Source organism: Bacillus sp. Root920 (assembly GCF_001429445.1).
Classification (GTDB): Bacteria; Bacillota; Bacilli; order Bacillales; family Bacillaceae; genus Bacillus; species Bacillus safensis.
On record NZ_LMJV01000001.1, the window covers coordinates 932,565 to 948,029 of the forward strand.

Annotated in this window: 18 protein-coding genes and 1 riboswitch; all 18 genes read left to right on the forward strand. The window is 42.6% G+C overall.

The annotated features are described in order from the left end of the window. The first annotated feature begins 4 nt into the window (after positions 1 to 4). The 18 genes from ASE42_RS04335 to sufB all read left to right on the forward strand — a co-directional run bounded on the left by ASE42_RS04335 (position 5) and on the right by sufB (position 14,916). On the forward strand, positions 5 to 1,180 hold the full coding sequence (locus ASE42_RS04335; protein WP_024426007.1) for an acetyl-CoA C-acetyltransferase: 1,176 nt from the start codon (positions 5 to 7) through the stop codon (positions 1,178 to 1,180). Positions 1,181 to 1,194: 14 nt separating this feature from the next. After that, a complete protein-coding gene (locus tag ASE42_RS04340) occupies positions 1,195 to 2,976 on the forward strand; it encodes an acyl-CoA dehydrogenase family protein (RefSeq protein WP_025094137.1) in 1,782 nt (593 codons plus the stop codon). 282 nt (positions 2,977 to 3,258) lie between these two features. Next, the gene (locus tag ASE42_RS04345; protein WP_034623889.1) at positions 3,259 to 3,615 is read left to right on the forward strand and encodes an arsenate reductase family protein; all 357 of its coding nucleotides are present in this window, start codon (positions 3,259 to 3,261) and stop codon (positions 3,613 to 3,615) included. Between the two features lie 66 nt (positions 3,616 to 3,681). Beyond that, a complete protein-coding gene (gcvH, locus tag ASE42_RS04350) occupies positions 3,682 to 4,065 on the forward strand; it encodes a glycine cleavage system protein GcvH (RefSeq protein WP_008347039.1) in 384 nt (127 codons plus the stop codon). Positions 4,066 to 4,109: 44 nt separating this feature from the next. Continuing rightward, entirely contained in the window at positions 4,110 to 4,346 is a 237-nt protein-coding gene (locus tag ASE42_RS04355) for a YusG family protein (RefSeq protein ID WP_024423405.1), read from the forward strand. A 131-nt stretch (positions 4,347 to 4,477) separates the two neighbouring features. Then, positions 4,478 to 4,822: a toprim domain-containing protein gene (locus ASE42_RS04360; protein WP_024423404.1), complete on the forward strand. Its 345-nt coding sequence runs from the start codon at positions 4,478 to 4,480 to the stop codon at positions 4,820 to 4,822. A 12-nt stretch (positions 4,823 to 4,834) separates the two neighbouring features. Beyond that, entirely contained in the window at positions 4,835 to 5,137 is a 303-nt protein-coding gene (locus ASE42_RS04365) for a thioredoxin family protein (protein WP_025094138.1), read from the forward strand. 120 nt (positions 5,138 to 5,257) lie between these two features. Next, positions 5,258 to 5,599, forward strand: a complete 342-nt coding sequence (locus ASE42_RS04370; RefSeq protein ID WP_024423403.1) for an SCP2 sterol-binding domain-containing protein — start codon at positions 5,258 to 5,260, stop codon at positions 5,597 to 5,599. A gap of 102 nt (positions 5,600 to 5,701) precedes the next feature. Continuing rightward, positions 5,702 to 5,810: riboswitch (SAM riboswitch) on the forward strand. Between the two features lie 154 nt (positions 5,811 to 5,964). Beyond that, positions 5,965 to 6,990 (forward strand): methionine ABC transporter ATP-binding protein, encoded by a 1,026-nt coding sequence (locus ASE42_RS04375; protein ID WP_024423402.1) that lies wholly within the window; start codon positions 5,965 to 5,967, stop codon positions 6,988 to 6,990. Further along, complete coding sequence (locus tag ASE42_RS04380) at positions 6,983 to 7,651, forward strand: methionine ABC transporter permease (RefSeq protein WP_024423401.1); 669 nt, start codon at positions 6,983 to 6,985, stop codon at positions 7,649 to 7,651. The genes ASE42_RS04375 and ASE42_RS04380 overlap by 8 nt, the downstream gene beginning before the upstream one ends. A gap of 14 nt (positions 7,652 to 7,665) precedes the next feature. Next, a complete protein-coding gene (gene metQ, locus ASE42_RS04385; RefSeq protein WP_024426003.1) occupies positions 7,666 to 8,487 on the forward strand; it encodes a methionine ABC transporter substrate-binding lipoprotein MetQ in 822 nt (273 codons plus the stop codon). 308 nt (positions 8,488 to 8,795) lie between these two features. Further along, positions 8,796 to 9,164, forward strand: a complete 369-nt coding sequence (locus ASE42_RS04390; RefSeq protein ID WP_003212803.1) for a carboxymuconolactone decarboxylase family protein — start codon at positions 8,796 to 8,798, stop codon at positions 9,162 to 9,164. A gap of 215 nt (positions 9,165 to 9,379) precedes the next feature. Next, on the forward strand, positions 9,380 to 9,514 hold the full coding sequence (locus tag ASE42_RS19335; protein ID WP_254965641.1) for a hypothetical protein: 135 nt from the start codon (positions 9,380 to 9,382) through the stop codon (positions 9,512 to 9,514). Between the two features lie 213 nt (positions 9,515 to 9,727). Then, the gene (gene sufC / locus ASE42_RS04395; protein ID WP_007500355.1) at positions 9,728 to 10,513 is read left to right on the forward strand and encodes a Fe-S cluster assembly ATPase SufC; all 786 of its coding nucleotides are present in this window, start codon (positions 9,728 to 9,730) and stop codon (positions 10,511 to 10,513) included. A gap of 18 nt (positions 10,514 to 10,531) precedes the next feature. Next, a complete protein-coding gene (gene sufD, locus ASE42_RS04400) occupies positions 10,532 to 11,845 on the forward strand; it encodes a Fe-S cluster assembly protein SufD (protein ID WP_056765830.1) in 1,314 nt (437 codons plus the stop codon). Further along, on the forward strand, positions 11,845 to 13,065 hold the full coding sequence (locus ASE42_RS04405; RefSeq protein ID WP_056765832.1) for a cysteine desulfurase: 1,221 nt from the start codon (positions 11,845 to 11,847) through the stop codon (positions 13,063 to 13,065). Before sufD ends, ASE42_RS04405 begins: the two co-directional genes overlap by 1 nt. Beyond that, a complete protein-coding gene (gene sufU, locus ASE42_RS04410) occupies positions 13,055 to 13,501 on the forward strand; it encodes a Fe-S cluster assembly sulfur transfer protein SufU (RefSeq protein ID WP_012011181.1) in 447 nt (148 codons plus the stop codon). The genes ASE42_RS04405 and sufU overlap by 11 nt, the downstream gene beginning before the upstream one ends. A gap of 17 nt (positions 13,502 to 13,518) precedes the next feature. Beyond that, positions 13,519 to 14,916, forward strand: a complete 1,398-nt coding sequence (sufB, locus tag ASE42_RS04415) for a Fe-S cluster assembly protein SufB (RefSeq protein WP_007500362.1) — start codon at positions 13,519 to 13,521, stop codon at positions 14,914 to 14,916. The last annotated feature ends 549 nt before the right edge of the window (positions 14,917 to 15,465 follow it).

A 15,465-nucleotide genomic window follows, 5' to 3' on the forward strand; every position in this document is an offset into this window, starting at 1 on the left:
CAAAATGAGAGAAGCAGTCATTGTCGCTGGCGCAAGAACACCAGTAGGGAAGGCGAAAAAAGGATCGTTAAAACATGTCCGGCCTGATGATATGGGCGCATTATGTGTAAAAGAAACGTTAAAGCGTGCCGGTGAATACGACGGTCAAATAGATGATTTGATCATTGGCTGTGCAACGCCAGAAGCAGAGCAGGGGTTAAATGTGGCGCGGAATATTGGGGCATTAGCGGGATTGCCTTATACGGTACCTGCCATCACCATAAACCGTTACTGCTCGTCTGGTCTTCAATCTATCGCTTATGCGGGTGAACGTATTATGCTCGGGCAGGCAGACACGATTTTAGCCGGAGGAGTCGAATCGATGTCGCAGGTGCCGATGATGGGGCATTCCATTCGTCCAAATGCTCTCTTGGCAGAGCAAGCACCTGAATACTACATGAGCATGGGGCACACGGCAGAGCAAGTGGCGCAAAAGTATCAGGTCACACGTCAAGATCAGGACGCCTTTGCGGTGAGGAGTCATCAAAAGGCAGCAAAGGCACTTCAAGAAGGGAAATTTTCAGATGAAATTGTGCCTGTTGATGTAACAGAGCGACGGGTAGGTGAGCAATATCAATTAGAAGAGCATCAATTCACGTTCTCACAGGATGAAGGTGTGAGAGCAGGCACAACGGAGGAGATTCTTTCCACATTGCGTCCAGCCTTCTCAACAAAAGGCACGGTGACCGCAGGGAACTCGTCTCAAACAAGTGACGGGGCTGCGTGTGTGATGATGATGGACCGCGAGAAAGCATCCTCACTTTCTCTTCAGCCGCTCGCTAAATTCAGAGCATTTGCTGTTGGCGGTGTACCGCCTGAAGTGATGGGGATCGGTCCGGTTGAAGCCATTCCGCGTGCGCTGAAAATCGCTGGACTCGAGCTGAAGGATATTGGACTGTTTGAATTAAACGAAGCGTTTGCTTCTCAGGCAATTCAAGTCATTCGTCATTTAGGAATTGATGAGGAAAAGGTGAATGTCAATGGCGGGGCAATTGCGCTCGGACATCCGCTCGGCTGTACAGGAACGAAACTAACGCTGTCACTTATTCATGAAATGAAACGGCGAAACGAGCAATTTGGCATTGTCACAATGTGTATCGGCGGGGGCATGGGAGCAGCAGGCATTTTTGAATTGATCTAAAGGGGGAAATCAGGATGAAAGCATTGGAAGATGTAAAAAAGGGTGGAAGCTTTTTAATTGATGAGACGAATTATGAGCATATTTTTACACCGGAGGATTTCTCTGATGAACATCAAATGATTGGAAAAACAACAGAGGATTATATTTTACAAGATGTGGTTCCGCATATTGATCAAATTGAAAACCATGAGTTCGAGCATTCGGTCAGGCTTCTCAAAAAAGCTGGTGAGCTTGGGCTGCTTGGAGCTGATGTGCCTGAGGAATTCGGCGGGCTTGGATTAGATAAAATCAGTTCAGCTATCATTACTGAAAAATTCGCTAGAGCAGGAAGTTTCTCACTTTCCTATGGTGCTCATGTCGGTATTGGTTCTCTGCCGATTGTGCTCTTCGGGAATCAAGCGCAAAAGGAAGCGTACCTGCCTGGACTCGCCTCTGGTGAAACCATTGCGGCGTACGCACTCACTGAGCCGGGATCAGGTTCTGACGCTCTTGGAGCAAAAACAACGGCAGTTCTGAATGAAGCAGGTACCCATTATGTCCTCAATGGAGAAAAGCAGTGGATCACAAACTCCGCATTTGCCGATGTCTTTGTTGTGTATGCGAAGATTGATGGTGAACACTTCTCTGCTTTTATTGTCGAAAAGGATTTTCCAGGTGTCAAAACGGGGCCTGAAGAGAAAAAGATGGGTATTAAAGGATCATCGACAAGAACATTGATTCTTGAAGATGCCCAAGTACCGAAGGAGAATTTGCTCGGTGAAGCTGGCAGAGGTCATGTGATTGCGTTTAACATTTTGAATATTGGGCGCTATAAGCTGGCAGTCGGCACAATCGGTGCATCAAAGCGCGTCATTCAATTGTCGGCAGAATATGCGAACCAGCGTAAGCAGTTCAAAACACCAATTTCTCGATTCAGCTTAATTGGTGAAAAAGCAGCCAATATGTCAGCAAAGCTCTATGCGATGGAAAGTGCTGTTTACCGTACGGTTGGATTATTTGAACAGCGGATGGGGCTCTTAAGTGATGAAGAGCAAAAAGACGGCAAACAAATTGCCCAATCCATTGCGGAATATGCGATTGAATGTTCTCTCTGTAAAGTGCTTGGCTCTGAAACGTTAGATTATATTGTGGATGAAGGCGTGCAGATTCACGGCGGATATGGATTCATGCAAGAATACGAGGTCGAAAGAGCCTATCGCGACTCACGAATTAACCGGATTTTTGAAGGGACAAACGAAATCAACCGTTTGCTTGTACCAGGTACATTCTTGAAGAAAGCGATGAAAGGAGAGCTTCCGCTGCTTCAAAAAGCGCAAACCTTACAGGAAGAGCTAATGATGATGATGCCGGAAGAGCCAGGCGATCAGCCGCTCGATCAAGAAAAATATTTGCTCGCCCATGCGAAAAAGATCGCCTTAATGGTGGCTGGTATGGCAGCCATGAAATACGGGAAAGCCTTAGACAAAGAGCAAGAAATTCTTGTGAACATAGCCGATATCGTCAATGAAATTTTTGCTGCTGAATCAGCGATTCTGCGTACAGAAAAGGCAATCGCTGCAACGGGGGCAGAAAAGAATGAACAAAAGCTTGCTTACACACAAATTTTCACGCAGGAGGCTTTCTTAAAGATTGAAGCCCATGCAAAAGAATCCTTGATTGCGATGGAGGAAGGAGATTCACTCCGCATGAGCCTGTCAGCCCTTCGCAAGCTGACACGATTTACGCCGATCAATGTCATCGCCAAAAAGCGCGAAGTGGCAAAACGAATCTTTGAAGCAGAGAAATATATCGTATAAGGATGGCTTAAAAGGTGCGGATATCACTCCGCACCTTTCAGCGTGCAGACAAACCCTCGCATTCGGTGTCAGTTCTGCGCTCCGGTGCTCGTCCTTTCTAGACTGCAAAGGTTTTCTATCACGCTGAAAAGAAGACAAAGGGCTAAAATTAAGATCATTTTAGCCCTTTGTCAACAATCTGAAAGGTGCGGATATTACTCCGCACCTTTTTGTAAGCATACATTTAGGTTTTTAAAATATTTTGTGATAAAATGTTGTCACAATTTGCAGGAGGTGAAAATGGTGGCTTTAGATTTTTACGAATACCCATCTTGCGGTACATGCCGAAAAGCAAAAAAGTGGCTGGAAGCACACAATAAAGACATCAACAGCATACATATCGTCGAAGAGACGCCTGATAAAGAAACAATAAAAGCCCTTTACGAAAAAAGCGGTTTAGAGCTGAAGAAATTCTTTAATACAAGCGGACAAAAATACCGGGAGCTGCAGCTGAAAGATCAACTTCCTGCAATGTCAGAGGACGAGCAGCTAGAATTACTCGCGTCTAACGGAATGCTGATTAAGCGCCCGATTACAACAGACGGAAAACGAGTCACGGTAGGATTTAATGAAGATACATTTAAAAGCGTCTGGAAATGATGTAACTTTCATTCAGATTGTGGTATCTTCAATATAGATTGTAAGAAAAGACTGGAGGGGTATTGAATGAGCACACCAAAAGATTTACGTTATTCAGAAGAACATGAATGGGTCAAAGTAGAAGGAGATAAGGTGCGTATCGGTATTACGCATTTTGCTCAATCTGAGCTGGGCGATATCGTGTTCGTTGAGCTTCCTGAAGTAGGAGACAAAATCACAGCGGACGAGCCTTTCGGAAGTGTAGAATCAGTGAAAACCGTTTCTGAACTTTATGCACCGATCAATGGCACAATCGTTGAAGTGAACGATGAGCTGGATGACAGCCCAGAATTCGTCAACGACTCTCCATACGAAAAAGCATGGATGATCGTTGTAGAACCAGCTGATGCTTCTGAAATTGAGAACTTAATGACGGCTGAGCAATATGAAGAAATGACAAAAGAAGACTAATTCATGAGAAATTGGACACTCTACCTTTATGGGGGGTGTCCAATTTGTCTTTTCAAAAAGAACACGTGGATATAACAGAGCATGTCACTGGACGATTCAAAGAAAGCGGCATGGTGCTTTATCATCAAAATGAAGAGATTGGCACGATGATTAGTGAAAACCAATATGAGCTGAAATCGGGATATTCCTATGATCAAAATCGTTTTTATCGTTTAACGGACACATTAACCGATGGGACAGAAAAATATGTTGACTGTGACGATGAAAATGGCTGGTGCTAATCACAGATGAGACTGCAGTGAACAGAAGCTGCAGTCTTTTTGATGACGAGGCGCTCAATCTTTACAACCTGAATGAAAGATTGTAATCTAAGGAAGAAGTGAATCAACGTCAAAAGGGCCGGGTGATCGTGATGAATGTCGAGATAGAAAAGGTCATCATTGTAGAAGGTAAAACAGACAAACAAAAGCTAAAAGAAGTCATAAGTGAACCTGTTACCATCATTTGCACCAATGGCACGATCAGTACATCGAAGCTGGATCAGCTTGTGGACGATTTAGTGGGGAAAGACGTTTACATATTAGCTGACAGTGACGATGCAGGCGACAAACTGCGGAAGCAATTTCGAAAAGAATTCCCTGAAGCACTTCATCTTTTTGTCGACAGAACGTACCGCGAAGTGGCCGCTTCACCGTCAGCCCACATTGCATCTATCCTATTAGCTGCAAACATTGATGTTCATTCGAAATATTTATGAGGGTGGACGTATATGAAAGAAATTGAAGAACACGAATTCACGGAGATAGAGGACGATTTATTTCTTTTATACTTATATACACCGTTTTGCGGAACATGCCAGCTGGCAAAGAAAATGCTGGCAGTCGTAGACGCCATGCAGCCGGATGTACCATTTTACGAAAACAATTTAAACTATTCACCAGGCTTTGCGAAAGCATTTGAAATCGAGAGTGTTCCTTGCTTTCTCCTGTTTAAAAAAGGTGAATTGGTGCAAAAAGGCTATGCCTTTCACTCAGTTCCATATCTTCATGAAATGATTGAAACCGCTAAATAAAGCGGTTTTTTGTCATATTTCAAGAAATTCATTTGAAAATTTGTCGAGTTATTTATAAAGGACAAGAAGATGTTTGTAGAGAAATGTTATGTATAACCAAATGACAGGGAGGTTATACATGTGGAAAATGTGAAAGCCCATGGTAACACAGGGCAGCGTTTATTATTAAAGCCGCTGCTCTCATCATCATCCTTGAAGATTACATTTGAGGCGGAAACTGACTCTTGTACATTGATTGTGGATGAACGTGGTGAAGTGAAGAAACTACCTGCAATTGAGTTATCGGATCTCATCTTTTATGGTGAGAGGAAAGAGATTCTACAATTATTAGATGGAGATATGTCCTTACAGCAGTTAATCAGCAGAGGACAAGTCAAAGTGAAAGGGTCATTCCGTGCGCTCCTTAGACTAGAGGCAGTGCTTTGGCTGACGAACGGTTTTTTTCGAAAAATGATAACGTAGTTGTTTACTTGGAAATTAGCGATTTACAGCGTTGACATATCTCGGGTAGCATGATATCCTACGTTAGTAAAAACATGAACATCACATAAAACAACATATTTTCTCTTATTAAGAGAGGTGGAGGGACGTGCCCTATGAAACCCGGCAACCGTCAGCATAGCTGAAATTGGTGCCAATTCACTCAAAGCCGCAGCGCTTTGAAAGATGAGAGAAAGGCGTAATTGACATAAAAGGCCTTTCTGCTTGCGTTGCAGTTAGGTCTTTTTTACTGACCTGGTGCCAGGCTAGAGTCATGACAGAAAGAAGAATAAATAACGTATGTGATGGAAACCTATAGATTCAGCAAGAAAGCAGGTGATCAGACTGTGATCCATTTACAGAATGTATCAAAAACGTACCATTCAAAAAGCGGAAATGTTGATGCCGTGAAAGACGTCAACTTGGATATTGATAAAGGTGAAATATTCGGAATTATCGGGTATAGCGGTGCAGGGAAAAGCTCGCTTATTCGCCTATTAAACGGTCTGGAGCTGCCAACAGAAGGAATTGTTGAAGTGGCAGGCAACCGGATCAATGAAGTATCGAATGCGAAACTTCGGAAAGCAAGACAAGAAATCAGCATGATCTTCCAGCACTTTAATTTACTTTGGTCAAGAACGGTGAGACAAAACATTATGTTCCCGCTTGAGATCGCAGGTGTACCGACATCTAAACGGAGAGAGCGTGCGAATGAACTGATTAAATTGGTCGGTTTAGAAGGAAAAGAAAATGCATACCCGTCTCAGCTAAGCGGCGGGCAAAAACAGCGTGTCGGCATTGCGAGAGCATTAGCGAATGATCCAAAGGTTCTTCTATGTGACGAAGCGACATCTGCGCTAGATCCGCAAACGACTGATTCGATCCTTGAGCTTTTGGCGGATATCAATAAACGGTTAGGGCTCACGATTGTGCTCATTACACACGAAATGCACGTCATTCGCAAAATTTGTCATCGCGTTGCGGTCATGGAAAATGGACGCATTGTCGAAGAAGGCGAAGTATTACGCGTCTTCAGACAACCGAAGGAAGAAATGACGAAACGATTTGTGAAACAGCTTGCAGAACCAGAGGAAGCGAAAGAAACAATCGAGCACGTCTTAGAACGAGTAAAAGAAGGTCAGGTCGTACGGTTGTCCTTTATTGGAGATTCTGCCGAGCAGCCGCTGATCACTGAAATCATTCGATCCTTCAATGTCGATGTGAACATTCTTCAAGGGAAGATTTCTCAAACGCAGGAAGGCGCGTTTGGAACACTCTTTATCCACATTAATGGAGAAGAGACTGAGGTAGAAAAAGCCATCGCCTATATCCAAAGCAAACAGGTTGAAATCGAGGTGATGACACATGTTTGAGAAATGGTTTCCGAACGTTGATTTAGACGTCATCTGGAGTGCAACAGGTGAAACGGTGTATATGACACTGATTTCATTGGCATTTGCCTTTGCAATCGGGATTATCCTAGGACTCCTGCTCTTCCTTACAGGAAAAGGCGGTCTTTGGGAAAATAAACCGATCAATGCTGTCATCGGCGCTGTCGTCAACATTTTCAGATCGATTCCTTTTATCATTTTAATTATTCTATTACTAGGGTTCACGAAATTCTTAATGCATACGATTCTTGGCCCAAATGCAGCACTCCCTGCCCTTGTCATAGGGTCAGCTCCATTCTATGCACGTCTTGTCGAAATTGCACTGCGTGAGGTAGACAAAGGAGTCATTGAAGCAGCACGATCAATGGGAGCAAAAACGTCGACAATCATTTTCAAAGTATTGCTGCCAGAATCATTGCCAGCCCTTATTTCAGGTATTACCGTAACAGCAATTGCTCTGATTGGCTCTACTGCGATTGCAGGTGCAATTGGAGCAGGCGGACTTGGTGACCTCGCCTATGTGGAAGGGTACCAATCTGGTAATACAGATGTCACACTTGTAGCTACTGTGTTTATTCTCATCATCGTCTTTATTATTCAGATAATCGGTGATTTGATTACAAATAAAATTGATAAACGTTAAGGGAGGATTTATTCATGAAGAAATTGATTTTAAGTGCACTATTTCTAGCATTTGCAGGTATTTTAGCTGCGTGCGGTTCATCTAATAACGCAAGTGAAAGCAAAACCATTACGGTTGCCGCTTCAAAAACGCCGCATGCCGAAATTCTTGAAGAAGCAAAACCACTTCTAAAAGAAAAAGGCTACGATTTAAAAGTGAAAGTGCTTAGCGATTATAAAATGTACAACAAAGCGTTAGCTGAAAAAGAAGTGGATGCGAACTTTTTCCAACATATCCCTTACTTAAACGAAGAAAATAAATCAAATAAAGATTATAACCTAGTGAGTGCTGGTGCGGTTCACCTTGAGCCTTTCGGTATCTACTCTAAGAAATACAAATCAGTAAAAGATATTCCAAACGGCGGCACAATCATCATGACAAACAACGTAGCTGAACAAGGCCGTATGCTTGCCCTGCTGCAAAATGCTGGTGTCATCAAGCTTGATCCAAAGGTTGATACAATCAACGCAACAGTAAAGAACATTAAAGAAAACCCAAAGAACCTAAAATTCAAAAAAATCGCACCAGAATTAACGGCGAAAGCTTATGAAAACAGTGAAGGCGATGCTGTATTTATCAACGTAAACTATGCGATCCAAAATAAATTGAATCCGAAAAAAGATTCAATCGAACTTGAGCAAACAAAGAACAACCCATATGCAAACATCGTTGCGGTTCGCAAAGGTGACGAAAAATCAGATAAGATCAAGACATTAATGGAAGTTCTTCACTCTGATAAAATCAAAGAATTCATCGACAAAAAATATGACGGTGCAGTATTGCCTGTATCTGAATAACAACATTTTAACCTCGCTTCTATCAAAGCGAGGTTTCAACGTGTAGACAAACCCTCGCATTCGGTGTCAGGTCTGCGTGCCGGTGCTCACGAATGTTCAATTCGCTCCGCTCCGGTACTCGTCCTTCCTAGACTGCAAAGGTTTTCTATCACGCTGAAAAAAGAAGACAAAGGGCTAAAATAAAGATCATTTTAGCCCTTTGTCAATAATCTGCAACCTCGCTTTCATCAAAGCGAGGTTTTTTGTGTATTTTTTCAAATCTCGCTCATAATAAAAACGTACAAATGACCTGAAGGGATGGAATCAAGATGAATGAACAGCATATGAGCGGATCCATGCAGCAATCACTGACTGATTATAAAACCGCAATGGGTGAATTCCAGAAGAAAATGCCGGTGTTTGGAAAGAAATTCAATGAATTTACGGAGCAGTGCTTCCAAAGCGATTCATTAACGCAAAAGGAAAAACAAATGATTGCCCTCGGTATTAGTATTCATGCGCAGGATGAATACTGCATGATTTATCATACAAAAGGAGCGCTCGATCAAGGGGCGACAGAAGAGAATTTGCTGGAGGTTGTCAGCGTGGCGGCAGCTTTTGGCGGCGGGGCAGCACTAAGCCAAGGAATCACTGTCGTTCAGCAATGTATTGATGAATTTGGAGGACAGACGCATTAAGGGAAGCAAAACACGGTATTTTTCCATCTCAGGGAGTTGAGCGCTTCTCATCCGATTGTGTGAGAAAATATGCCAGCATAAGGTGTCATATCCCTTTTGAGTGAAGCCGCATACGTTTGCTACAATAAAGCTACACTCAAGGAAGGGAATGGTTTATTATTTGTTCGGACCATAGTACACTGGGATTGGATTATACCGCCGAGATGGAAAAGGCCATGCATCAAGCTCATGGCATGAGCTATGCAGAGTACGAAAGAGACCATGACTTAAGGATGAAAGTGGAATATAAACGAGAGCAGTCCTATCGAGATGAGAAAAGACAGCTCGCAAAAATGAATATAAGAGGCTAATAATAGCTGAGGGGCGGGGAGAACAGTTTCCCGCCCTTTCTTTATGAAAACAGTCTTTTCGACATAAATCCTTTTATCTACCTGCTTTTTTTGTTAGAATTTTGAGAGCATCCTCTCACGCTTATCGTGAATGTGTTGTATTCAGTTTTAATTTGTTATAAAATTAGAATGAGAATAAATTGAGAATAATGATTATTTTGGAGGTATCGATATATGACTGCTTCGACATTAACAATTAAGGACTTGCACGTTGAGATTGAAGGGAAAGAAATCTTAAAGGGTGTAAACCTCGAGATAAAAGGTGGAGAATTCCACGCAGTAATGGGACCAAACGGAACAGGTAAATCTACTTTATCTGCTGCCATTATGGGTCACCCTAAATATGAAGTAACAAAAGGGAGCATCTTGCTTGATGGCGAAGATGTCCTTGAAATGGAAGTAGATGAGCGCGCTCAAGCTGGTCTTTTCCTTGCGATGCAATACCCATCTGAAATCAGCGGTGTTACAAATGCTGACTTCCTTCGTTCTGCAATTAACGCACGCAGAGAAGAAGGCGATGAAATCTCTCTTATGAAATTCATCCGCAAAATGGACGAAAACATGGAGTTCCTTGAAATGGACCCAGATATGGCACAGCGCTACTTAAATGAAGGTTTCTCAGGCGGGGAGAAAAAACGCAACGAAATTCTTCAATTAATGATGATTGAACCAAAGATCGCCATCCTTGACGAAATCGATTCTGGTCTTGATATCGATGCCTTGAAAGTTGTTTCTAAAGGAATTAACAAAATGCGCGGCGAAAGCTTCGGTTGCTTAATGATCACTCACTATCAGCGTCTGCTGAACTACATCACACCAGATCACGTTCATGTCATGATGCAAGGTCGTATCGTGAAATCTGGCGGACCAGAACTCGCGCAGCGTCTAGAAGCAGAAGGCTATGATTGGATTAAAAAAGAGTTAGGAATTGAAGACGAAACTGTTGGTCAAGAAGCGTAAGCGTTAGGAGGATTATTGATGACATTAGAAACGAAATTATCAGTAGATCAAGATTATGTCAAAAGCTTCTCCGAGAAGCATCAGGAACCGGCATGGATGAGCTCCCTTCGCTTACAGGCTCTTGAAAAAGCAGAAGACCTCCCAATGCCAAAGCCTGACAAAACGAATATTTCAAAATGGAATTTAACGAATTTCAAACAGCATACAGTCGAAAGTGCGCCATTTGGATCATTAGAAGAGCTTCCAGAAGAAGTGAAATCTCTGATTGATTTAGAGGACACAAATAAGACAGTTTACATTCAGCGTGATCAAACGCCGGCCTATTTGTCTCTTTCAGCTGAAGCAAAAGACAAAGGTGTGATCTTCACTGATCTTCATACAGCGATTCGTGAGCATGGAGATTTAGTGAAACAATACTTCATGACAGATGCAGTGAAAGTGGATGAGCATAAACTAACAGCTTTACATGCTGCTTTAGTGAATGGCGGAGCTTTCCTCTATGTACCGAAAAACGTAGAGCTTGAAGCACCAATTCAAGCTGTTTATCTTCATGAAAATGACGAAACGACTTTGTTCAACCATGTCATCGTCGTAGCAGACGATCATAGTGCTGTGACATATGTAGAAAACTACATCAGTACAGCAAAACCGAAAGAAGCGATCTTCAATATCGTTTCTGAAGTGTTCACAGGCGCTAACGCCCGCGTCACATACGGTGCTGTAGATAACCTTGCAGAAGGTGTCACAGTATATGTGAACAGACGCGGTATGGCAAATGGTCGTGACAGTAAAATCGAATGGGCGCTTGGCCTGATGAATGATGGAGACGTCGTGTCTGAAAACATCACAAAACTGATGGGCGACGGTACATTCGGTGATACGAAATCAGTTGTTGTCGGCCGAGGAAACCAAACAGAAAATTTCACAACAAGCATCATCCACTTCGGTAAAAACTCTGAAGGGTATATCTTGAAGCATGGTGTGATGAAGGATCAAGCATCCTCTATCTTTAACGGAATTGGCAAAATCGAGCATGGCGCAACAAAGTCAAATGCAGAGCAGGAATCACGTGTCCTCATGCTGAGTGAGAAAGCACGCGGTGACGCAAACCCAATTCTTTTAATTGATGAAGATGATGTGACAGCAGGGCACGCCGCTTCTGTTGGACGTGTTGATCCAATTCAATTGTACTACCTCATGAGCCGCGGAATTTCCAAAGAAGATGCAGAAAGACTTGTGATTTATGGCTTCTTAAATCCAGTTGTGAAAGAACTGCCGATTGAAGGAGTTAAAAAGCAGCTGATTTCTGTGATTGAAAGGAAAGTAAAATAATGAATATCAAAGACGTTCGTGAGCAATTTCCAATCCTTCATCAGCAAGTGAACGGACATGATTTGGTGTATTTGGACAGTGCAGCGACTTCTCAAAAACCAAGAGTGGTCATTGATGCAATGAATGAGTATTACCGGTCTTACAACTCGAACGTCCACCGGGGTGTTCATACCCTTGGCACAAAAGCAACGGACGCATACGAGGGTGCGAGAGAGAAAGTTCGTGCATTCATCCGTGCTTCATCTGTCCAGGAGATTATTTTTACTAGAGGTACAACAACTGCACTAAACACAGTGGCGATCAGCTATGCTAGAGCAAACCTCAAAGAAGGCGATGAGATTGTCATTACGCATATGGAGCATCATGCGAATATCATCCCTTGGCAGCAAGCAGCAAAAGCAACTGGCGCCACATTGAAATACATTCCGTTACAGGAAGACGGCACGCTATCGCTTGAAGATGTGAAGCAAACGATCACACATCAAACGAAAATTGTCGCAGTCACACATGTCTCAAACGTATTAGGAACCATCAACCCGATTAAAGAGATCGCCAAAATTGCCCACGATCATGGGGCAATCATTGTCGTCGACGGTGCGCAAAGCACCCCTCACATGCAAATTGATGTTCAGGATCTAGATTGTGACTTTTTCGCATTCTCTGGGCATAAAATGTGTGGACCGACTGGCATCGGTGTGCTTTACGGGAAGAAGGACCTGTTGAATAATATGGAGCCTGCTGAGTTTGGCGGTGAAATGATCGACTTTGTGGATCTATATGATTCTACATGGAAAGAGCTGCCGTGGAAATTTGAAGCGGGAACACCGATTATTGCTGGAGCAGTTGGACTAGGAAAAGCAATTGACTTCTTAAATGACATTGGTATGGAGGAAGTCAGCCGTTACGAGCATCAGCTTGCGACTTACGCGCTTGAGCGCTTTAAAGAGCTTGACGGTGCGACTGTTTATGGACCGCAGCACCGAGCTGGGCTTGTGACGTTTAACTTAGACGACGTCCATCCGCATGATGCGTCAACTGTTCTGGATACGGAAGGTGTCGCCATTCGTGCTGGACACCACTGTGCACAGCCGCTCATGAAATGGCTTGGTGTATCAGCGACTGCAAGAGCAAGCTTCTATCTGTATAATACAGAAGAAGAGATTGACCAACTTATTGCAGCGCTCCGTAAGACAAAGGAGTATTTTACGAATGTCTTTTAATGTAAACTTAGATACACTGTACAGACAAGTGATTATGGATCATTATAAAAATCCGAGAAACAAAGGTGTACTAAACGACAGCATTGTCGTCGATATGAACAACCCAACGTGTGGTGACCGTATTCGTCTTACGATGAAAATCGAAGACGAAAAAGTCACGGATGCGAAATTTGAAGGAGAAGGATGCTCGATTTCGATGGCATCTGCCTCTATGATGACGCAGGCGATTAAAGGGAAAGATATTGAAACAGCTTTGAAAATGTCTCAGATTTTCTCCGATATGATGCTAGGAAAAGAATACGACGATTCCATTGATCTTGGTGACATTGAGGCGCTGCAGGGAGTTGCAAAATTCCCAGCCCGCATCAAATGTGCAACATTATCCTGGAAGGCGCTTGAAAAAGGCGCATCTGCCGAAGATAACGGCAAATCATAAGATTGGAGTGAAAATGGATGGCTAAAAAAATGCCAGATGTTGGTGAATATAAATACGGCTTTTCTGATAAAGACGTTTCCATTTTCCGTTCAGAGCGCGGACTGACAAAAGAGATCGTTGAAGAAATTTCTCGTATGAAAGAAGAGCCTCAGTGGATGCTCGACTTCCGTTTGAAATCTCTTGAGCACTTTTACAACATGCCGATGCCACAATGGGGCGGAGATTTAAATGCATTAAACTTTGATGAAATTACGTACTACGTAAAGCCATCAGAGCGCTCTGAGCGTTCTTGGGATGAAGTACCAGAAGAAATCAAACAAACCTTTGATAAGCTTGGTATTCCAGAAGCAGAGCAAAAATATTTAGCAGGTGTATCTGCTCAGTATGAATCTGAAGTTGTGTATCACAACATGAAGCAAGATCTTGAAGATCTAGGAATTGTGTTTAAAGATACAGACAGCGCATTAAAAGAGAACGAAGACATCTTCCGTGAGCACTGGGCAAAAGTCATTCCTCCGACTGACAACAAATTTGCTGCGCTTAACTCGGCTGTATGGTCTGGTGGTTCATTTATCTACGTACCAAAAGGCGTAAAAGTAGATACTCCACTTCAAGCATACTTCCGTATCAACTCTGAAAACATGGGTCAGTTCGAACGTACACTGATCATCGTTGACGAAGGCGCACATGTGCATTATGTAGAAGGCTGTACAGCTCCAGTTTACACAACAAACTCACTTCACAGTGCGGTTGTTGAAATCATCGTCAAAAAAGGCGGCTACTGCCGTTATACAACGATTCAAAACTGGGCAAACAACGTCTTCAACCTTGTGACAAAACGTACAGTATGTGAAGAGAATGCAACAATGGAATGGATTGATGGAAACATCGGTTCTAAGCTGACAATGAAATACCCAGCGGTCATCCTAAAAGGTGAAGGCGCTCGTGGTATGACATTAAGTATTGCCCTAGCAGGTAAAGGTCAGCACCAAGATGCAGGTGCGAAAATGATTCACCTTGCACCAAACACATCTTCAACGATCGTATCGAAATCGATTTCGAAACAAGGCGGTAAAGTAACATACCGCGGAATCGTTCACTTCGGACGCAAAGCAGAGGGTGCACGCTCAAACATCGAGTGTGATACACTCATCATGGATAACAAATCAACATCTGATACGATCCCTTACAATGAAATCTTAAACGACAACATTTCATTAGAGCACGAAGCAAAAGTATCAAAAGTATCAGAAGAACAGCTCTTCTACTTGATGAGCCGCGGAATTTCTGAAGAAGAAGCAACAGAAATGATCGTCATGGGCTTCATCGAGCCATTCACAAAAGAACTGCCAATGGAATACGCCGTTGAAATGAACCGTTTGATTAAGTTTGAGATGGAAGGTTCTATTGGTTAATAAAGAAAAAACCTTTATATATCAAAGGTTTGAGCATTTTTTAAAAAGTGTAAAATTGGCGGCGTGCCGATTTAATTTAATCTTTGAGTGTAGGAGGCGAACTTTTGAAGTTCGTCTTCTTCTATTTTTTCAGTAACATCAAGATAAGTATCTGCCGTTGCTTTGATGGTTTTATGCCCTAAGCGATTTGATATATATTTAAGGCTTACACCTAGTACAGCATGTAGAAACCATTTGTGCCTTTATATTCAACCCCGCTTTTGTACAATAATACTGCATTGCTTCTCGGATGATAGAAGGTATAAAATAATCACCGTTATAATTTTGGAATATAATACAGTTTCCATTTTGGGGAATTTTGGATTCCTTAATATCAATTCATTTTGTTTTATCTTAAACTTTTTAAATTCAGTATTACGTCAGGTTCAATTTGACAGTTTCAGGCTATAGTTTAGTTTATCGCCTTGCACTATTGTAAGGTTTTCTCCTTTTTTCGTTTGATGATGTGCTATAATGTAGTTGTCTTTTTTTTACATAGCTAAGGAGGAC